Origin of the sequence: Paenibacillus sp. 1182 (assembly GCF_017833915.1) — a bacterium.
In the GTDB taxonomy this organism is placed as follows: Bacteria; Bacillota; Bacilli; order Paenibacillales; family Paenibacillaceae; genus Paenibacillus; species Paenibacillus polymyxa_D.
Genome location: NZ_JAFICR010000002.1, coordinates 417,205 through 439,431, shown reverse-complemented (window position 1 = coordinate 439,431; position 22,227 = coordinate 417,205). Strand labels below are relative to the sequence as shown.

At 44.4% G+C, this 22,227-nt stretch carries 15 protein-coding genes; all 15 read right to left on the bottom strand.

Features of this window, described 5'->3' with window-relative positions; all coding sequences use genetic code 11:
- Positions 1-183 precede the first annotated feature (183 nt).
- Complete coding sequence (locus JOD82_RS05055; protein WP_209947816.1) at positions 184-1,530, bottom strand: efflux RND transporter periplasmic adaptor subunit; 1,347 nt, start codon at positions 1,528-1,530, stop codon at positions 184-186.
- 19 nt (positions 1,531-1,549) lie between these two features.
- On the bottom strand, positions 1,550-4,687 hold the full coding sequence (locus JOD82_RS05050) for an efflux RND transporter permease subunit (RefSeq protein WP_209947814.1): 3,138 nt from the start codon (positions 4,685-4,687) through the stop codon (positions 1,550-1,552).
- Positions 4,688-5,040: 353 nt separating this feature from the next.
- Positions 5,041-9,060 (bottom strand): S-layer homology domain-containing protein, encoded by a 4,020-nt coding sequence (locus tag JOD82_RS05045; RefSeq protein WP_209947812.1) that lies wholly within the window; start codon positions 9,058-9,060, stop codon positions 5,041-5,043.
- A gap of 190 nt (positions 9,061-9,250) precedes the next feature.
- On the bottom strand, positions 9,251-10,381 hold the full coding sequence (locus JOD82_RS05040) for a glycosyltransferase family 4 protein (protein WP_029514606.1): 1,131 nt from the start codon (positions 10,379-10,381) through the stop codon (positions 9,251-9,253).
- Between the two features lie 137 nt (positions 10,382-10,518).
- Positions 10,519-11,280, bottom strand: a complete 762-nt coding sequence (locus tag JOD82_RS05035) for a WecB/TagA/CpsF family glycosyltransferase (protein ID WP_029514607.1) — start codon at positions 11,278-11,280, stop codon at positions 10,519-10,521.
- A gap of 8 nt (positions 11,281-11,288) precedes the next feature.
- Positions 11,289-12,425 carry a polysaccharide pyruvyl transferase CsaB gene (gene csaB / locus JOD82_RS05030; RefSeq protein ID WP_209947810.1) on the bottom strand — a complete coding sequence of 379 codons (1,137 nt, stop codon included), beginning with the start codon at positions 12,423-12,425 and terminating at the stop codon, positions 11,289-11,291.
- Positions 12,401-14,416, bottom strand: coding sequence for a DUF5693 family protein (locus tag JOD82_RS05025; protein ID WP_209947808.1), 2,016 nt, complete (start codon positions 14,414-14,416; stop codon positions 12,401-12,403). Before JOD82_RS05025 ends, csaB begins: the two co-directional genes overlap by 25 nt.
- Before the next feature lie 259 nt (positions 14,417-14,675).
- Complete coding sequence (locus JOD82_RS05020; protein ID WP_069010005.1) at positions 14,676-16,394, bottom strand: phospho-sugar mutase; 1,719 nt, start codon at positions 16,392-16,394, stop codon at positions 14,676-14,678.
- A gap of 98 nt (positions 16,395-16,492) precedes the next feature.
- Entirely contained in the window at positions 16,493-16,939 is a 447-nt protein-coding gene (gene fabZ, locus JOD82_RS05015; protein WP_013312312.1) for a 3-hydroxyacyl-ACP dehydratase FabZ, read from the bottom strand.
- Positions 16,940-17,713: 774 nt separating this feature from the next.
- On the bottom strand, positions 17,714-17,926 hold the full coding sequence (locus JOD82_RS05010) for a DNA-directed RNA polymerase subunit beta (RefSeq protein WP_069010007.1): 213 nt from the start codon (positions 17,924-17,926) through the stop codon (positions 17,714-17,716).
- Positions 17,927-17,936: 10 nt separating this feature from the next.
- Positions 17,937-18,764, bottom strand: coding sequence for a flagellar hook-basal body protein (locus JOD82_RS05005; protein ID WP_069010008.1), 828 nt, complete (start codon positions 18,762-18,764; stop codon positions 17,937-17,939).
- A gap of 13 nt (positions 18,765-18,777) precedes the next feature.
- Positions 18,778-19,662, bottom strand: coding sequence for a flagellar hook-basal body protein (locus tag JOD82_RS05000; protein ID WP_069010009.1), 885 nt, complete (start codon positions 19,660-19,662; stop codon positions 18,778-18,780).
- A 121-nt stretch (positions 19,663-19,783) separates the two neighbouring features.
- Complete coding sequence (gene mreB / locus JOD82_RS04995) at positions 19,784-20,782, bottom strand: rod shape-determining protein (protein ID WP_023990703.1); 999 nt, start codon at positions 20,780-20,782, stop codon at positions 19,784-19,786.
- 171 nt (positions 20,783-20,953) lie between these two features.
- Positions 20,954-21,241 carry a sporulation transcriptional regulator SpoIIID gene (gene spoIIID / locus JOD82_RS04990; protein ID WP_007432737.1) on the bottom strand — a complete coding sequence of 96 codons (288 nt, stop codon included), beginning with the start codon at positions 21,239-21,241 and terminating at the stop codon, positions 20,954-20,956.
- 201 nt (positions 21,242-21,442) lie between these two features.
- Positions 21,443-22,183 (bottom strand): stage II sporulation protein SpoIIQ, encoded by a 741-nt coding sequence (gene spoIIQ, locus JOD82_RS04985; RefSeq protein WP_209947806.1) that lies wholly within the window; start codon positions 22,181-22,183, stop codon positions 21,443-21,445.
- Positions 22,184-22,227 lie beyond the last annotated feature (44 nt).

The following is a 22,227-nucleotide window of genomic DNA, read 5'->3' as shown; positions in this document are numbered from 1 at the left end:
GTACAAGGGTTATTTCCGCACATCTAATCGGTCTTTAATGGAGTATATTCGTTAAGAATTATCCATAGAATATATAAAGTACATAAAGTCTATAGATTCCCTTGAAATCTAATACTCTAATACACTTTAAGTAGTAGAAATAACGGAGTAACAGTGATTTACCGTAAATATAGCCGCGACAAATTACTTCACTACATTAATCTTCGCGCCATCCGTAAGCAGACTAACGCCCTTAACGACAACATTTTGTCCTTCAGCAAGCCCCTTGGTTACCTCAACCTGTTTGGCACTTTCCTGGCCTGTCTGCACCTCTACCCGCTTAGCCACTGTTCCTTCCACTACATAAGCATACTTTTTCCCTGCCTGCTCCGTAATGGCATCCTGCGATACCAAAATGTTTTTAGGAGCTTCTGATTTCATGTATACAGTTACAACCATCCCTGATTTTAATTCGCCAGAACCATTAGGAACTGATACCTCAACAGGGTATGCCTTCAGATCATTATCCATTACCGGATTGACAGCCGATACTTTGGCCTCAATTCGCTTATTTAACGAGTCCACGCCTACAGTCACAGATGAACCCACCTGCATCTTGAGAAGCTCAGATTCAGAAACGTTAACTTTAGCAATAATAGGATTGGTATTTGCTATTGTAGCAACCGCGGATTGTGCACTAACCATTTGCCCCTGGGTTCCTGTTACTACCGATATCGTACCGGAAATCGGAGCTTTGACCACAGTATCCACCAGTTGGCTACGTGCTGTGTCTAAACTGGACTTAGCTTGATTGACAGAAGCACGAGCTACGTCAATGCCTGTTTTCTGTTGGGCAAGACGTAATGATTTTTGAGCATTGCTATATGTTGTTTGCGCACTTTGCTTGGACGTTTGTGCATTGTGAAGTGTGATCTGTGCATTCTCCACTGCAGTTAAAGCCCTTCTATGCGCTATTTGAGACTGCTCTAACTCAGATTGAGATAGAGCACCCGCACTAAACAACTGTTGGTTGCGGTTGAGCGTATTTTGAGCATCACGCACGGAACTCTGAGCATCGACCAGACTGGTCTGAGCTTGGATGATAGTGTTGTCTTGCTGGACAAGCGCACTTTTGGCTTGATCCACGCTGGATTCTGCCTGCTGTACCGATTGCGCTGCACCTGACTCTGCTTGTTTTAAATTGGCCAGGGCAACCTGGTAAGACTCCTGGGATTGCTTAATCGAGTCTTGCAAGTCCTTTTGGTCTATAGTAAACAATGTGTCGCCTTTATTTACTTTTTGGCCCACTGTAAGGTTAATACTTTGAATTTTACCACTAATTTTCGGAGACACCTGAGCTGTCTCTTTGGGAGCAAAGCTTCCAATAATACCTGTTGAATCGTTAATACTACCTTTAGCCACTTTTGCTACTTGAACTGGAATGGCTTGCTGCGCCGTAGTCGGTGCGGCAGGGGCCTCTCCCCCACCGCAACCAGCTAATGCAACTGATAAAAGCAAAGTTGTGGCAATCAGAGCACTTTTTTTATTCATTATATTTCTCCACCTCACCTTATATATGAACACTTTTTTGTAGTTTCGCTTCTTTTTTTAATTCTCTCTTCGCTTGTCTTTTTAATTTCCGATTCTTACGTTTTTGTATCATATTATCCATGATGACGTAGACTACCGGAATAAGAATCAATGTAATAACAGCTGCGAAGGATAACCCGAAAACAACAACAACCGCCATAGGAGCTTGTGTCTCATTACCGTCACCTTTAGCAAATGCCATAGGAATCAAAGCAAGTACTGTAGCCAGCGTTGTCATCAAAATCGGACGCAAACGCTCAGATGCGCCATGAATAATAGCTTCATCTCGATCTTCGCCTTCTTTTCGAAGCTGAATAATGAAATCAATCATGACAATTGCATTATTTACGACCAAACCGACGAGCATAATGTAACCGGTAAAAGCCGAAACACTGAGACTCGCTCCCGTTACCACTAGACCGATAAGTACACCGATTAACGTAGGCGGAATCGAAAACATAATAACAAACGGTGTGAGCAGAGATTCAAACTGTCCTGCCATAACCATATAAATCAGAACTACAGATAGCAGAATAGCTATCCCTAAGTTTATAAAAGACTCCATCATTTGTTCAGTTTGCCCGCCACCCGTATCTGCACTGTAGCCTTCTGGGAAGTGAGTACTCTTCAAAAGAGCATCTATTTTCTGTTTGACGGTTAGAATGTCCCCTGATCCATCAATATCAGCAGAAATCTGTACTTGACGTGTCTGGTCTTCACGGGTGACACTATCCGGTACAGCGCGTTTATCAATGCTTGCTACTGAAGATAAAGGAACATCAATCCCTTGTGAAGTGGTAATACGTAATGCATTCAGATAGGACCAGTCATGGCGATTCTGCTCTGGCAAAGATATTTTCACATCGATTTGATCATCACCTGTGCGATAGCTTGTTGCAACAGATCCATTAAAGGAAGTGTTCACAGCGGATAAAATTTGGGTTGCTGATAAGCCATATTGACTAGCAAGTTCTCGGTTAACAGTAATCTCATATTCTTCGCGAACCGCATTCAAAGAACTTTTTACATTGACCGTTCCCGGTATGTTCTTTACGCCAGCAACGAGATTGTCGGAGAGTTCCCTCAAGACATCCATATCGTCGCCTTTCAGATTAATGTTAACAGCTGCTCCAGTCGAAAGACCTGTTGCGGACGCCAGTGTAATCTCTGCATCCGGAATACTATCAAATTTCTTACGAAGGCCTTCAACTATAACATCTGTTGCCTGATGGCCATCCTTCAGCGTTACACTTAGTTGTGCCGAATTGGATGGAGCCGCCCCTGAATAACCAGAAAGACCACCAGAACCAACAGTCACCGTCATTTTGTCCAGATCAGGAACTTTCAAAATTTCTTTTTCTATACCTTGAACAACTCTTTCAGTTTCCTCTAGAACTGTTCCATTAGGAAGTTTCACTGTAACTGAGAATTCCCCAGTGTCGGATTCAGGAATAAATTCAGCCTTAACCATAGAAATCAGAGCCCCAGCTGCCACAAACATTAATACAGTAATAATTAAAACAGATTTTCTATGATTAATGCCCCACTTCAGTACACGTCGATAGCCACCCTTAAATTTCTCAAATCCGATATTAAACCACACAATAGGGTTAATACCTTTATAAGTACCTGAAGAATATATAGATTCATCCGGTACGGTAGGCAACCAACGTGACCCCAGCATCGGCACAATCATAAGGGATACGAGCAAGGCTGCTATATGAGAAAAGATAACAGTTAGTGCCAACGGTTTAAACATAACTCCAGCAATACCATCAACAAAGACAACAGGTAAAAATACTACAATCTGTGCTAGTGCAGATGCCATAACCGCATTGCCTACTTGCTTGGAGCCGTCAATAGCTCCTTGTAGCATACTTTTCCCTTCATGTCGTTGCCTAAAGATATTTTCAATAATAACAACGGCAAAGTCGACAAAGGATCCTAGCCCCAGAAGCAAACCGCTCAGTGAAATAATATTAATGGTTTGTCCGGTGAAATACATCATCATAAACGTTGCTACGAAGGAAATTGGGATAACGATCGCAGCGATAATAGTAGAACGTATACTATTCAAAAATAACAGCAGCACAATGGCTGCGATAATAAGCCCTAATATAGCATGCTCTATTAGTGAGTGTACGGAATCGCTAATGGGTTTGGAAGCATCCGTCACCATCTCCAGTTGAGTTCCCGGAGGCAGGTCCTTCCGTATTGACTCCAAACTTTCCTTCACAGAATTAGCGATTGAAAGAGTATTTCCACCAGTAGCCTTAGTAACAGAAATATTAATACTTGGCTTTCCATTATAGGTAGAAATAGTGGTGACTTCTTCTACGGAGTCTTCAACTGTCGCGATATCCTTCAATTTCACGCTTCCCTTACCTACAGGGATTGGCGTTTCGCCCATTTCCGAAACAGCTTTATATTCACCTTGAACTCGAAGTTGAATTTGTGTATTACCACGATATACAGAACCCGCAGAGCCAGCAACATTATTAGACGATAGCGCTTGGCGAATTTGATCCAGCGTAATGCCATAGCTTTGAAGCTTGGCCTGATCTACAGTGATCTTTACGAGTCGTTCTTGACCACCTGACATGTTGGCTGCAGCTACTCCCGCAATTCTTTCAAGCCGCGGCTCGATAATATCTTCAGCAATAGGCTTCAGCTTGTTAATATCCTGGTCTCCTGTAAAAGCGAGGGTAATAACTGGCGTTGCATTGAGGTCCACTTTTAGAACACGCGGCGAATTTGCCGTGTCTGGAAGAGATCCTCTAACGGTATCAACTTTATCCCTCATGTCGAGGGTTGCTTGGTTCATATCTACTCCCCAGTTAAATTGAATCATGACCATAGATGATCCTTCTGAAGACTCGGACGTGATTGTATCCACGTTCTCAATAGAAGCCAAACTCTTTTCAATAGGTTTAGTAACCAATTCCTCAACCTCAGTAGGCGTTGCATTTGGAATACTGGTCACCACTGCAGCGTAAGGCAGCTTCATATCTGGCATATACTCGACAGGAAGCCTTAACGCAAAAATACTGCCCCCGATTAACAAAGCAACAATTAACATAAATACTGTTACAGGACGGCGTATTGAAAACTGAGACATCTCATCACTCCCCACTCACTTCTCTATGTAATATTTAAGCACACACATCCTCTACTACGATGAAATAGGCGTAAAGTTTCAGATAAATGCGCAAAAAAAAACATATAGAAAAATAATAAACACATTTTGAGATAAAATCTTAAAAAAAAGCAATTAATAACAGTCATTAAAGGCAAATCTAAAACGAAAAAAGCCATAGTGCTTATCCAAAGTTTTCATCTCTTTGATATTATGGCATAGGCCCTTAATTCCAGTCAAATAGCTGATTTATAAAAAACATCCCTCTCATGTATATGAAAGGGAATTTCCATTTCTCATGGAGGGATGTTTAATAATTTCAGGTTGTTGAAGGATTAAATTTTAGGAAGCAGTTTTTTATCAGCCATAACTTTAGCTACAATAATGGCTGCATCTCCACGCAAGGTCAGGGAAGTAGGATTAAACATATATCCTTTTTTCAGATCGCTTGCATCAACAGGTGAACCCGTAATAAAGCCTTTCTTGGCAATAGCCAACACAGATGCCTGTGCATAGTAATCAATTTTGTCCGCATCTTTAAAGGTCTTAGACAGATTCTTCATGATCTTGTCATGATCTGTTTCAAGCTTCAAATTCAATGCCTTAGCGATAATGACTGCTGCATCTTGGCGTGTGATTACATCTTCCGGCATAAAGATTCTTGGTTGCGAACCTTTGACAATACCAGCGCGTGCAGCTGTTTCAATATAACGATAATCATAGAGCGCATCTGCTGATATCGTATTTGGAATAGACACGTCGTCAAAATGCTTCGCTCCGCTGAAATTAAGCGGAATTTGCAGACCTTTGACGATCATAGACGTAAATTCGCCTCTTTTAATGTAGCTGTCAGGTCCAAAGCTATTAATTGGATCCATTGGGTTCATGACACCTTTAGCCAAAATGGCTTCGATGTAATCTCTGGCGTATTTGTGCTTAATGACATCACTATACGTTTCTCCAACTTTAGCAACTACATAGTAACCGAAACGATCAAACGGTACTTTAATGGTGTGTTTTTTCGGATCCACCACACCACCAATGTTCTGCCAGTCTTTAAGATCAGAATCAAAATAGAACACCGACATTTGTTTCCCTGCATCTTGAGCAATACTACTATCATACGTCAGCGTCAATGTAGCACGCTTGGAAGGTACTAACTCGTTAGATGGGTCACGCCAGTAGAAGTTTTTGATCTTGCTGCTGTCATTTTGCGACTTGTTAGCCAATTGATAAGGATCAGCACCATATGTCACTGGATCGTAAGCATCCGTTTTGATATCATCTGCGGTACCTGGGTCAATCCAGAATACTGGACTGGACTTGGTAAAACGACTTGGGAAATCCCGGTTGAAGTATCTACTTCCGTCTGCAATCAAGCTCCGCATATCGGACAATGCTTTTTCAGTTTCAAATTCATGACGGTCTACCACACCATCTTCGCTATTTGCTATCGCAAAATACAAAGTATGCCCAGAGAAAACCTGGTTTTTGAATTGCTGTGGTTGATCGTAATCCCGGCGAATTAGACTCGTTCCCTTTGCAAAAGCAAGTGTAAGATTACCATCGAACACTTTGTGCGATGTTTTCATCGCTTCCATGTACTGCTCGCCAGGAATATTTGTAGGCACATATTTAACAGTAATGGTTTGTTTTAGTTTTTCCTTGCCTACTGTAACCACTACATCAATTTTATTATCTTTGTTAGCTTTTAGACCTGTAACGATGGCTTTGTAAGTTGATGGGTAATCAACAGTACCATCATAGTCAGAATCAAATCCTTCTTGAACCGCTTTTTCCTTACCTACCATAACACTATCTGCGTTACCTGCGTTTACAACAACTTGCACAAAGTTTTGATTCACGATCCGTTTTTCAGGAAGCGGACGCAAGATATCAAAAGATGTGGATTGACCGGATACTTGCAGTCGGAAAGTAGCAAACGGCCCGCTCTTGCCACTGTTGTACAAGGTAATGTTATAAGCTACTGGTGTTCCATCTTGCGAAATAGTTTGGTTTTTCAACACAAAGCTGAAATACTTTTTGTCCGGATGGTAGTACACAAGCAGGTCTTTTAAATCTTTATTAGTAAATTTATCTGTAGTAGAACCGGAATTGTATGTTGTCTTCGCATCTTCTGCTGAGAAAAACTCGTTACTCAACGTCCAGTTGAATTCACTGTCATCCGATCCCTTAATCTCCAAAATATATTGATCTTTATTGGCAATATCACTTAACGAACCATTTACCTGATCTGCTTTACCCAAATCGGCAATACTGAAAGTACCAAATACATTGATATTTTTCAGAGATGTATTGTAGTTAGTATCATCCACTTTGGTGAAATTAGCATCTTTTGATTTCGGAGCAATTTCGCTATACTTCGGTGTATTGCTCAAGCCGCTAACTGGTGTAAAAGGGATGATTCCTTGTGTATTTGGAACAGGAATTACTGGAATATTCGTCTGTGTAAAGTTTACTTTTACCGTATTGCTGTACTCAATACCTGGCTTGTACACAAACTTGATTTCATTATTCCCGTTCGCCAAGGCATTGGCTGCGGCTGTCTCTGAGGAAGCAGCAAGCTTGAAGTCCGCTCCTGAACCATCCAGATCAACCAATACATTATTAACATACAGGAATACATTTCGGTTACTTCCAGTGTAATGAATATCCGCTGCGTTGCTCACATCAAGCAATTTACCTTTAAAGTAGCCCAGTTGAGTCAATTTATAGGTATTCAAGTTTGAGCTGGATGTATTTAACGGAATTTGTTGCCCATCATAAATCGTATCGTATTTCATGAACGGACCCTGCAACAGATTCACCGTTGCTTTAATTAATTTGGTCGAGTCGCCATTCAGGTAAAAATTCAGTACGTTTTGTCCTTCTTTAGGCAAAGTGTCTACATAAGCAACGATTTTCTTCACTTGTGTTGACTTACCATTGATTGTCCGAATCACATCTTGAGGTGATCCTACAGTATGAACTGACACACCAGAAAGTTCACTAATTGAAGAAGGTGCACCGTTAACAACGATGAACTCCATACCAACAGGAACAGATGGAGCATCTGTAGTCTTGTTCTTCATAGAGCTTCCAGTTAATTTCAGAGCTTCATCTATAGCAGCTGCTTGATCAGACCCGCTTCCCTTAATTCTGCTCAACAATTGATTATTAAAATCAGGAAGATAGTTAATATCATCAATATACGGCTGAGTGCTGCTGCGCAATGTAAATTGGACAGCCGATGGAGCTGGAGGTGTACTGCTATCCGTATAGGTTATGCCCAGAGATGCCCTGGTCAAATGATCAATAACAGCTTCTGAAGGTACAGTCACCTGAAATGGATATACTTTATAACCATTTGATGTAACCACATTTGCAGTATCAATTGTGGCATCAACTCCAGTCGCACTACCCACAGCGCTACCATTGTTACTCACATCGGTAAAACGCGCATTGATTGTGGCAACTCCTGGATCGGTTGGACCGCCTGGCACCAAAACATTACCTTTTAAAACCAAACCACTTGTAGACGATACGGTAAAGTCAGGCGAAGTGGTCAGATCGGCAGAAACATTCCCATCCTTGTTCAAGGTCAAATCAGAGAATTCCGGTTTTCCCGTATAAATCGTAATTTCACGTGTAACTGTAAGAGCCTGAGTTCCGTTATTCACTTTAATATTCACTATATTTTTACCCGGACTGAGTACCACACTACCTGTTAATTTATATGCGGTATAAGAGTTAACTGTATACGTATTACTGCTTTTTGCAGACGTAAGCGTTACACTGTCGGCATTAGGCGCCGTACCTTGAATGACTACTTTAACATCATCCGTACCGCTATTGCGAGCGTCTGTTAACACAGCTGTCTGGTTCTCTACTAATTGCTCTGTTTCACCATTCAGCGTAGCAGACAGATCATAAACCTTGGGTCCATCCTGGTACTCTACGTAAATAGAATCCTTCATCTCAGCCGAGTTTTGGCTACTTTGGAATGTAATTCGGTTCAAACCAGGAAACAGTTTGATGTCTGTAATTTGAAGTGTAGAGCCACTGACCGTAATTCCGCCTTTTTGACTCTCATTTTTATTCACCACATTAAGGGTCGTTCCATTTTTAGAGAGCTGGAATACACTATATGATATCGTGCTTCCGTTCACTCCGTTAATCGTACCGTTAACTGTAATACGGTCGGTGTTCACCGATCTGGCCGAATCCGCATCATACTTCTCATTTGGAAAAATGAAATAAGTTCCTGTCGCAGCATGAGCCGTACCTACCAGGGCCGCCGGCACCAAGCCAATGATGAGACCAACCGTCAGCAACATGGATAGCAATCGTTTCAAATCATTGTCCTCCTTTGATTCTGTCGCACCTTGGGGTACGTAATCATTCAATACTTTTTTTATCGGTAGTAAACATACAAAAAATTAGTAAATTCTCAAAAAAGGAGGGAGTTTTTTTACAGCAAACATCAAAAAAGCCTCCAAACCCGCGGTATACCGCCAAGCTTGAAGGCTTACTTTTAAATTAAAATTATAATTTCGAACGCGTCTGGGAATCTGGCTTAGCCAACAACCGAATCAGTGTGTTAATAACTGGGCGTTTGGTTTTGCCAACAAGACCAATAACCTCTGCACCGATCTGTAGGAAGAACATCATAATACAAATCACGACAAAGGTGACCCAGTTCGCTTCATTAAGCGCAGCAGACGATTGAATCACGGCCAATACACCGAAAAATGCAGCAATACCGTAGATAATCAACACCGTCTGTCTGTGACTGAAACCTAGTTCGCGTAAGCAGTGATGCAAATGACCTTTATCCGGAGAGAAAATCGGTTTTTTCTGCAACTTGCGACGAATGATAGCAAAGAATGTATCTGACAATGGTACACCGATAATAATCAATGGCGTAATAAAAGATACGATAGCAATTTGCTTGAAACCAAGCATGGATAGCATGGCCAGACAGAAACCTAAAAATAATGACCCTGTATCACCCATAAATATTTTTGCAGGATGAAAGTTAAAAAATAGGAATCCGATAATACTGCCCAGCAGCACAAGACAAAGCATAGCTACCATGTAATTACCCATCAATATCGACATCACAAAAATAGTTCCAATCGCAATGCCTGAGACACCTGCAGCCAGTCCATCCAGACCGTCAATCAAATTGATGGCATTCGTTACACCTACGATCCAAAAAATCGTAAGTGGAATGGAAATCCAGCTTTCCAAAGATGAGTATGCATCCTGAAAAGGTACATTTACAAAATCTACACGAATATCAAAAGCAAACACGACCATACACGCAACGGCAATTTGAGCCAAAAATTTCAATTTTGCATTGAGATCGAAACGATCATCGAGAGCACCAATCAGTGTAATCAGCGTACCGCCAATCAGAAAGGCTGCGATAAAGTTAATATCCCGAGAGGACAGCATTCCGTCAGGCACAAAAGGTAACACCGCCAATAAGGACAACAGAAATGCCAAGAAAATCCCCAGTCCGCCAAGACGCGGCATAATTCGGGTATGTACTTTTCGGGCATTCGGTACATCGACGGCTCCAACCTTCACAGCGAATTTCTTGACGAGCGGTGTCAGTAACAGCGCAAGTCCCAGTGCCATGATGAACCCAATAATATAGATCAATAACATTTGATCATTCGACCCCCAATTTTAAAGCAATCCCTTTTCAGATGTAACCGCATTGAATTATACTCTGATCAAAAATAAATACCAAGCTTCATATTCTGGCAAATTAGCGGGTTTTGGAGGCAGATTCAAGCTATTTATCACACTTTTGTGACGTTTTCTTTTTCGCGCATCACTTTCGCGGCGAATTTCGGCAGCGCAAGCATTCTTTTGTAACGGCTTGGCTCTTTGAGGAGTCTATATAACCATTCAGCCCGTAGCTTTTGAAACAATTTAGGTGCGCGTTTGGTTCTGCCTGATATAACATCGAAGCTGCCGCCAACCCCCATCATCACCGGTACACCCAACTTTTCCTTATATTTACCAATCCAGGGTTCCTGTGTGTCCGCTCCACGTGCTACAAACAATAAATCAGGATTTGCTTCACGAATAGCTGCAATTACGGCTTCATCCTCTTTTGGTCCAAAAAAACCATCACGCTTGCCACAAACCGTAATTGCGGGATAAAGCTCATGTACCCGCTTTGCGGTCGCTTGAATCACCTCAGATGTTGATCCCAGTAAATAAACCTTCCAATGATAGTTTTCGCCAGCTGCAAGTAATTCATGTAACAAGTCAAAGCCCGCTACACGCTCAGGTACAGGATGTCCTACATAGTTTGCAGCCCACACTACGCCGGTCCCATCCGGGACAATCAGCTCCGCCTGTTTCATAACGTTCATGTACACTGGATCTTCCAATGCTGCCATTACCATTATCGGATTGGCAGTGATCACTTGATGGGGCCGGCGAGACTCCACTGCTTGAATTAATACATTTAATGTATCTTTCATATTAAGCCTTGATACCGGAACACCGAAAATCGGGACGGTAGGCACATTCGTAACCTTATCAACTGTCACTGTATCCATCATCCTTTGCGACACAAGTAATTAACGATATGCTGCGCCGGTAAGCGAGCCTCACTTTTTAACAAAGCAATGGCCGCTCCCTGGCTCTCGATCCATTGACTTCGCTGATCCAGCAACCGCATAGACTCATTAGCCAGTTTTTGTCCATCCAGTGCCTCTGTAGTGCCTACAGGCTGGCTACCGACACGGCTGAGGAAATGATCAATTTTAGGATCATAGGATATCCCCAACGGAGGCACCTGATGGGATGCTGCATAGATCAAGCTGTGTAATCGCATCCCGATCATCAAACTGCAACGACTGACTTCCAAAAGCATCTGTTGAGGATCGGTGACTTGATCACACATGCTTACAATGCTTCCCGTCCCCCTAATATCCCCCAACAAATCCATTACCATCCTTGAAGCCTGCTCGTCATCAGGCAGATGGAAAGGTAAAAAGCGTAAGTGTACACGGCGCTCAGCAGCTAATTTTTTTAAGCCCTCCGCGATTGCCTTCAAATCGCGGCGTTCCTTATCCCAGTAACGTACAGATACGCCAACGATCGGAGGTTGATCCTGATCAGTCTCAGTTGCTGCTTTATGCAGCTCGGAACCTCGGGGCAATGGAAGCCCCATTACCGGATCAGGAACAACTTCGACAACCGGGTTCTTTAGTTTCATAGTATCCAGTAGTGCGGCAGACTGCTCATCTCTTACAGAAACATATTCACAGCGCTGAAACACAGAACGGATCATAGGATAAAATATCTTCCGTTGTACCGGACCAATGCCCTGAGCATATACAAAAGTCGGCTTTCCAGCCCATTGGGCCAGTTTCAGAATCGCCAGATAATACGGAATACTTTTAGGGCTTGTTGCATCCTGGAGCAGACTCCCGCCGCCACTTATTAGCCCATCGCTGTTTTTAATCGCTCTACGAACTTCCCCCAAACTCATCCGCGGTACAGCTTCTACTCCGTACATTTTCTGTGTCCAAGCAGGGTCAGAAGATAGAACAACAGGCTTGACCGTGATACCCGCCTGACGGCTCTCCTCCTCTAAAGCTGTCAAAATCGACTTGAGCACCGCCTCATCCCCACTATTGTGAAAGCCGTAATAACCCGAGATGATTATCGTTTGAGCTGTGGTGACCATTTCTTCCAACACCCTTCCAGCACTTGCCACACGACAATTGCGATGATTCCCAGCACCAGACCGAAGCCCAATCCTAACAGCCCGCGACTAAGCGACAGTGCCGCTGGAGAGTGAATGTGAGCAAAGGTATCCACCATAGAGGCTTGACCAATAGCAGCTATAATCAGCAAATAGATTGCTTTGCGATATTTCAAACTCAGGAACGCTCCTGCAATAAACAGTGGGTGAGCCATCAAAAATTCCTTATTGCGTGGACGTACACCAAACGCATTTTCAAGGAAGTTCCGGAATGCCAGCTCCGTGTTCGACACTGTGCCCGCATTTCCAGTACGAGTCAAATAGTAATAACCTGCGGCTGCGATAACAGCCAATGCGATCACCCACAATACAGTAATCGGCGTACGTAGCAGCTTGGAAATTTCCTCTCGTATAGAAACGCCACGATAAAAGAAAATATATATCGCTGCCAAGAAGATCGGCAGAATGTGAAGCAAGCTTACACCTCTGAATTGGTTCAGCACAAGGCTGTAAGCAATACTATTCAACAGAGCAATAACAAATGGTACTGCAGCCAGCGACAAAATCGCTGTCCGTACGTACAGTATAAGCGTTTGAACCAAACGCTGACCTGCAGAAAGTTCAGATCCCTGTTCACGTTTAATTCTAATCGTGTGCACAGCAATGATCATTGCAACCGTTGGTCCGCTAATCGCCGCGAGTAGGGCTAGACCTTGCTCCATCAAGCTGGAGTTCAAAACATAAAGTCCTGCTGAACCTACCAAACCGAGTGCAAATGCCAGCAAAGTCAATGCCGGGACGAAATAGGACACCATAATGGAGAAGAATGCCAGTGCACCTAGTACGACAATCATTTTCAGATAGCGCTGAATGGACGAATCGACTACTTGGAATGGTTCAGCCTGTCCGAGTTCAAACCCCTTTTTCTCCATCCGTTGTACAGCGTTACCCGGCTTGTCCAAGCTGTGGATCAGGTTATCTACCGAATCCTTCACCTTGGCTTCAGCAATACTACGGCTAGGCGCGGTATTCAGATACAACATGCGAATATTACGATCCTTGGTAGCCAGAGCAAAACGATCGGCCAACGTTTCCACATCGAGCGTTGCATCTTTATCGCTCAATGAGTATAAACGCACAACGTTATAGTGGATATCGTAAGCGAGCTTATTGAAGCCTGCTTGCGGTTTTTTTAAGTTTTCGATAGCAGCTAGGCCAATATCGTATTTGTTCAGCAATTTAGCAAATGCCGCTAAGCTATGCTCTTTCTCGTTATCGGTGAAGCCTTTGACTGAATCACCTTCAAACAAAATGCGTTTTACACCATTCTGCTGAAAAGAAGCAAGCATCTCTTCTGTCAACTCCTGGTTATAAGGAAGACTGTCGCTCATCCGTGGAACAATAAAAAATCCTTTGCTCCGAAGCTGCTTCATCGCAATCGGGTCAGGCTGCATGGGCTTGAGGTACGCATCCTCTGGAGATGTTTCCACAACTAACCCTTCCTGTCCCTGATAAGTCCAAGGTTTTACATTGATGTCCAGGCTTGTAAACGTACGTAAAATTAACGGCTTTAATGCCTCCGCATTTTCTTTGTCAGCAAAAACAATATACGTAAAATTCTCATTTGCAGGTGAAAGCCGTTTTTCCATATCGGCAACGTTCTGAGTCGTATAGGTTACGACACGGCCCGCTTTACGGAAATCATCCAACGTACTTTCATACATCGCCATGCTGTTCACACCCGCTTGCTGTAAGCGGTCAAGCTGCTCATTCAGATAGTCCTGCGGATGAGCCTGATACGAGGCTGCCTCCGTCAAATCCCGATAATCGAATACAATCTCTACTTTTTTACTCGAGGATTCTGTCTTCACACGATCGGCGATGACTGGAATGGAAGCCAGCAAGCCGACAGCCACCAAAATCCATAACCATTTTCGAGAAGCCGTATTCCAATACTGCCATTTCTGATACACCAAAGAACCTCCTTAATATTCGGGATTTTGCAAAATTCAATGCTGCCCACCTTGTCGTACTCAACCTTTTGGTAGGTCACTCATTGAATTTTGCAAAATCCTCCGTTGCCGGAATAAGCCTATTTTCCCAAAGCCTCTTCCAGGTTATTCTGCAATACAGAAATGACCTCCACGGCGTACTGCCCTTTGCCGTGAGAGGTCACCGATTACTATATCTTATCCAATTACCTTAACCTATTCTATTATAAAGGGATTTTTCTCAAGCGTCTACGCGAGCCATAACAGCATCGACCAGGTGGCTGATTCTTTGCTCCGCGTCTGACAGCGAGGAACCGCGTACCGCAAAGTATACTTTGATTTTCGGCTCTGTTCCCGAAGGGCGCAGGCAAAACCACGAACCGTCCTCCAGTAAGAATTTGAGTACATTTTCCTGAGGAAGACCGTCCAGACCTTGTGAGTAGTCCAGTACCTTATCTACCTTCACGCCTGCAATCTCTTGAGGCGCGTTGCTACGCCAATCGGTCATTTTGCCCTGAATCTGTGCCACTCCATCCTTACCCTTAAGAGTACGAGACTCCAGCTTCTCAAGGAAGTAGCCAAACTGCTCGTACAGCTCTTGTAAAACATCATAGAGCGTCTTACCTTGTGTGCTGTAATAAGCAGCAGCTTCAGCGATCAGCATAGCCGCCAAGACAGCATCCTTATCGCGAGCATAATTACCTGCCAAATAACCATAGCTCTCTTCATAGCCAAACAAGTAGGTGTACTCGCCAGTTTGGTCAAACTGGTTCATTTTCTCGCCAATATACTTGAAGCCAGTTAGCGTGTTAAACACGGTTGCTCCAAAATGTTCAGCAATGACTGCACCCATTTCGCTGGTTACGATGGTTTTGATAACAGCCCCATTATTCGGAAGCTTGCCTGTTTCTTTCAGCTGATTCAACAAGTAGTAAACCATGATCGCACCAGACTGATTACCGGACAATACTACATATTCGCCATCACGGTTTTTCACAACTGCACCCATACGGTCAGCATCAGGGTCTGTTCCGATCAACAGATCTGCACCAATTTTCTCACCCAGCGCAATTGCCAGTTTAAACGCATCGCGTTCTTCTGGGTTTGGCGACTTAACAGTCGAAAATTCAGCATCTGGCAGCTCTTGCTCAGGCACAATATGCACCTGTTCAAAACCGATTTTCTCCAGTACGCGACGAACCGGTACATTTCCAGTGCCATGGAGAGGCGTAAACACAACTTTGAAATTTTTGCCTGGTCCGGCTGCAATCAGCTCACGGTTCACACTCACACTGGCTACCGTATCTACAAACGCTTCATCTTCCTCTTCTCGAAGCCAAACCAACAATCCCTGTGCCTCTGCTTCCTCACGTGTCAGACTGCGAATGTCAGCAAAAGAAGGAACCTCACGGATATAACTAATTACCTGTTCAGCCTGATCAGGAACAAGCTGACCCCCTTCATCGTTGTATACCTTGTATCCATTATACTCAGGAGGATTGTGACTGGCTGTTACAACGATCCCTCCACTGGCTCCCAAATGACGTACACTAAACGAAAGCTGTGGCGTTGGACGCAAGGAAGGGAACAATTTAGCCACGATACCATTGCCCGCCAGCACCAAAGCTGCATCCAGTGCAAATTCTGGTGAAAAATGACGCGAATCATGCGCAATGACAACCGAAGGTTTGCCTTCTTTACCAGCATGCTGTTCTAAAATATAGCGAGCCAGCCCTTGAGTCGCACGTCCAATGACGTAACGGTTCATCCGGTTACTCCCTGCTCCGATCACTCCACGCAGACCGCCTGTGCCAAATTCCAGCTCTTTGTAAAAGCGATCCTCCAGTTCCTGCTCGTTGCCTTCCAATGCGCGCAACTCCTGTTTGGTTTCTTCATCAATATAAGGGTCTTGCAGCCAGCTCTCAATGCCTTCTAATGCTTTTTTACTCAACTGCGTCATACGGAATTTCCCCTCTCCATTTTTGGTTTATCAAAACAGGATTTCTATGTACACTTGCACTCGGTTCAGACCTCGTGCTTATGTTGGCAGAGCTTTATTTATTGGGGAGGGTCAGATAGAGCAAACATAATTTCGCCCTCAGCTACTACCGTATCGCCTACTTTAGCCGTAGCTTTCCCTTTGCCAAATGCGCCTTTGGAACGAGTGATTTCCACTTCAAGCGTCAGCGTATCCCCAGGAACCACCTGCCCACGGAAACGGAAACCATCCAATCCTGCCAAGAACCCGATTTTGCCACGATTGCTCTCTAGGTGCAGTAATGCCACTGCCCCAACTTGAGCCAGTGCTTCGGTAATCAACACACCAGGCATAACGGGATACCCCGGAAAATGTCCAATGAAATGAGGCTCATTCATCGTTACATTTTTAATGCCTACTGCTCTTTTCCCTTCCTCCAGCTCAATAATACGATCCACCAATAAAAATGGCGCTCGATGTGGGATAATCTCCTGAATTTGATTAACATCCAATTGCAATTTGTCCATTTACCTTAATAACTCCTCCCGCTTGCAGGTCTGACTCTGTATCAATCATGAGTTACTGCAAGCATAATATTACCCCGCCTACGCTGTATAAAAACAGCTCTTGGCGGCAACAATGTTAGATATCCTTCACCTACTGCAGAAGTGGAGGTTGAGATAAGGGGCTTTTTCCGCCGGTTATGCAACCTGAGGCGCGAAGAAGCCCTTTTGCCCGTGCTTGGTTTTACCCCGCAGTGTTATAAACTTCCCCATCATTATACAGTTATCAGATGCAAAAAGAAAATTACGCGGAAGTACCATATTGGGTGCTCCTATTATGGGGTGAAGCGGAGATTCAATTGAGCAAAGGAGGAGGGGCTGCACGATTTATTTGATCTTCCGATCGCTGTTGTCCCTAAATTTTCTCATTTTATAAAACCTGCAAGGTTAAAATTTAGGGGCAAAGGCGAACGCTATCGCTTCTCCAGATTCAAATAAACCCCTCCGCCGAGTTACTTTTGGCTCAAAAGGAAAGCCTCGCTTCGATAATGCTCGCTTGCCGTGAAGGACGAAATAAAATCGAAGCCCCCTGCGATGGCTTCATTGGCTACGTTCCACACGCGCTACGCTGGAGGCCTCTCCCTTAAAAGCATAACAAAACCCTGCGCCACTGGCACAGGGTTTTGTTATGCTATACTCCCCACACAATGGCGGGGGGTTTATTTTAATAAGAGTGGCACTAATGGCGGGTAGCAGCGGAGCGGGCTTTTCCCGCCACCCCACTCTTTTAAAGTAAACTTAAGGCGCAAAAATAAGATCAATGACATGCTGCCAGGTTCTCCATTCAAATACGCCTGACAACCCTTGCTTACCTACAATTACATATCCTGCAATTAAGCCGCCTAACAGCGATAACAGGAGCAGCAACGGAACTATGAAATAACGAGCAGTACGCCAGCGGGACTTCGTCTTTACAGGCACCGGACGGGAATCAGATTGTTCTTCTTTCATCACCAAATCCTTAAGCCCTCAGATTGTTGGCCATGTTCATCATCGTATCGCTAGAAGTTAATGCCCGTGCCGCCATTTGATACATCCGCTGAACTTGCATCATATCCGTCATTTCGCCCGCTAAATCCACATTAGATTCCTCGAGATAACCGGAACGCACAGATACGTCCGCTGGAACAGCACCTGCCACACCTGCAGCTCCGAATACATTTGCCTCTGTTACACCATTCAACAACACGAACAGGTTATCATCCCGCTGTTCCAGTCCTTCTGGACGCTGTACATCCATTAGCTTGATTCTCTGACCAACTGTCGGAATCCCAGTTCCATTAGCACGAATCAGCAATTCGCCATCCGAGTTAATAGCCACCTTGGAACCCGCTGGAGCAGTCACAGGAACATCATTGTTATCTAGCACGGAGTAGCCTTCAGCAGTGGTCAACATCATCGTCGCACTATCACTCGGATCAGGAATAAAATGAAAGCTACCATCACGGGTCCAAGCTTTTTGCCCATTTCCCTGAACTTCAAACATGGCATTACCCTGGATCGCCAGATCAGTAGGAAGTCCCGTCTCCTTGAGCGGACCTTGCTCCATATTTTTCATGATTGCGGCCGTTTTAACTCCGTAGCCCAAATTATAACCGAGCGGCATGGCCCGTCCATTTTGGAGATACGTTGAAGGCTGTTGTTTCACATTGGCCAATACATCTTCAAAGGAACCCTGTTTACTCTTATAACCAACTGTATTGACATTGGCAATATTATCGGCAATTAAATCCAAACGCTGCTGCACACTGGCCATAGATACCATTGCACCAATCATGGAGTTGTTCATCACTTACCCCCTGTTATACACGGCCTACTTCATTAACGGCCTTGTCCAAGCTTTTATCATAAAATTGAATTACCTTCTGATTCGCTTCGTACGCTCTTAACGCAGCCATCATATCCACCATTGACTGTGAAGCATCTACATTAGATACCTCCAGGTAACCTTGACGAACGGATACAGCATCATTAGCGGTCATCATTCTAGCTGTAGCACCATCAGTATCATTCAGGCGGAAATTCCCATTACCCTCACGAACGAGCTGATACGGACGATCAATGACACTAATACCGAGCGTCGTCCCCAACGTCTGGTTGGACTGGCTATCTACCAATTCGCCCCGCTCATTTACTTTAAGCGCTGAGACAGCCCCGGTCAATTGAATTGGTTTTCCATTCGTATCCAGCACCGCTGAGCCAGTCGATGAAAGCAATGCTCCCGCTCCATTTACTTGAAAATGCCCGTCACGTGTATAACGAACATTACCATTACTGTCCCGCACCGAAAAAAACGCTTCTGGACGGTAGGTGACTTCACCGTTAGCATTGATGAATTTTCCCGCCTGATCAAAAGCCATAGGTTGACCAGTAGCTGGGTCGTTCACATTAATATTGGACTGTATCGCAAAATCCGTCGCTTGTCCACTGTCCTTTAATGCTCCCTGAATGTAAGGGGAGAGGCTTTCCTCAGCAAAAACGCCAGTATTGAGCTTGCCGACCGTACGGTCCGGGTTATCAGGGTTACCACCCGTCATGGAAATAAGCATTTCGGGGAAAGAACGCTGAACACTGTTCTCCTGTTTGTATCCCGTCGTATTCATATTAGCAATATTTTGCGTCACGGTGTCATGGCGTCGTTGTTGTGTCATCAATCCGGCGGCCGCAGTATATAAACCTCTCAACATGTAACGTGCACCCCAATCCTATACTCTGCTAAAATCATATGCTCGCGCGGAGGCACGAAGGCCAAAATGCTAGGCAACCTGCCTGACCGCACACGAGTCTCTTATAGTCACTATCGGCAGATTAGAACTTTTTCTTAACCACATGATCCAAATTATCTAGCATAATTCCTGTACCTTTAACAACACAATGCATCGGATCTTCGGCAACCAGTACGGGAACGCGCAGTTCTTCAGCAAGTAGCTCGTCCAATCCGCTAAGCAAGGCACCGCCACCAGTCAAAATAACACCACGGTCAATAATATCAGCTGACAGTTCCGGTGGGGTCTGCTCCAATACAAACTTGGCCGCAGCAACAATCGCTGACACAGGATCTCTAAGTGCATCCTGCACTTCATCTGCAGATATACTTAACGTTTTGGGCAATCCGGATACCATATCCCGTCCACGGATGTCCATCTCTGCACGACGTCCACTCGGATGCACAGTTCCGATAGCAATCTTGATATCTTCAGCCGTACGTTCTCCGATCAGAAGCTTGTACTTCGTTTTTACATATTTCATGATGGCTGTATCAAATTTGTCCCCTGCCATTTTAATGGAAGAAGCTGTTACGACATCCCCCATAGAGAGGACTGCAACGTCAGTCGTTCCGCCACCAATATCCACTACCATGTTGCCGCTAGGCTCAAAAATATCCATTCCTGCTCCAATGGCAGCCGCTTTTGGCTCTTCCTCCAAAAATACTTCCTTGGCCCCGCTACGTTCCGCCGCTTCACGAATCGCTTTTTGCTCCACTGAGGTAATGTTCGTTGGCGCACAAATTAGAATACGAGGGTGGCTGTACCAGCTTTTCCCCCCCACCCGATTGATAAAATATTTTAACATCGCTTCTGTTACTTCAAAATCGGCGATGACACCATCACGTAATGGACGGATGGCTATGATATTACCAGGAGTACGTCCCACCATACGGCGCGCTTCCTCTCCGACAGCCAGGACTCTTTTTGTATCGCTTTCTATCGCGACAACGGAAGGTTCGTCAAGAACAACCCCCTTCCCTTTGACGTGGATAAGCACGTTGGCCGTACCGAGGTCGATACCGATATCATTACTGAACATATTAAAAAGGCCCCCAAAGTGATATTTTAAAAAGCTAAGATTCGACAAGAAGCGGCAAATATATGTATAAACCTACGGTTACATGTCATTTTTCGTCTTGTACCATCTTTTAACATATCATACTTCAGGGGGTTGATTCAATGGCTTTGCCAGCCAATTCACTATATATTTTTAGGACTTGCCGGAAACGAGAATTTCCCTTCGTTTGCCACTCGTTTTTTTGTACTTAATTTTCGTGGCTTCTCCCCCCCGCAGATGGCGGATGGATTTATGGTATTCAAGAATGTGCTTCACCTGATCGGCAAGATCCGGGTTGATTTCAGGCAGCCGTTCGGTCAGATCTTTATGCACCGTGCTCTTGGAGACACCAAATTCCTTGGCAATCGTACGGACCGTATTCCTTGTTTCCACGATACAGCGACCGATTTTGATGGTCCGTTCCTTGATGTAATCGTGCACGCTCCCGCCTCCCTACTGTGGATAGTTTGGTACATTATATGAGGAGCGTGCCTATATATTCGCGGTTTGGCGGGAAGACATGCTTCGGAAGGCCTATTTATTTGGCAAAAGCAGCTTATGTTTACCTTATGCACAAAAACTACACAAGAAAAAAGCAGGGAATATGGATTCCCCGCTTTGCATGCAAAGCCATGACCAGATTTATTTTTTAGGAAGCAGACCTGCTGGATTCACAGGCTTGTCATCCTGATACACTTCAAAATGCAAATGTGTTTTCAAATCCTTTTCAAGCTCGTTACGACCCGCTGAAGCAATCACATCGTTTTGTTTCACTTGATCGCCTTCTTTTACTTTCAGATCACTCAAGCTTTGGTACACCGTTTTGAGATTATTATCATGCGTAATTTCTACGACATTACCTACCAGCGGATGTTGTTCCACACGAGATACTTTGCCACTCAGGGCGGCTCTTACTTCAAACGCCTGATCGTCAGTCCGGGAAAGATCAATCCCAGTGTTAGCGGTAAATGTTTTATCGTACTCTACCATAGCTGCCGCCTGCTCATCAGCGGTCGCATTCTCATCAAAGAACGGCTTTACGACCTGTACTGCGCCAGCATCTGCCACTGGCCATGCGATATTTTCCGACTGGGCAACGACTTCCACGCTTTCTGGCTGTTGTCCGTTAACATCGGTATTCATTGCACTTGTGCTTTGTACCGATGGACTAGCTGGGTCAGGTTTGAAAGACTTCTGGCTGGCATCCTGATAGACCCACACTAAAGTTAGTATAATGGCTGCTGCGGCAATGTAGGCTGCCGGGTATGCCCACCTTTTGGACAACAGCTTTTTCCACGAAGACGGCCGCGAAGCTCTTCCACCCTGAAAGGTTTTGGGTGTCTCTTCATGGTTTTGGTTCTGGTTTTTATTTTGTTCATTCATTTGCTCATCACCTCAGTAACCAGTGTTACCGGGTGCAACTCTTT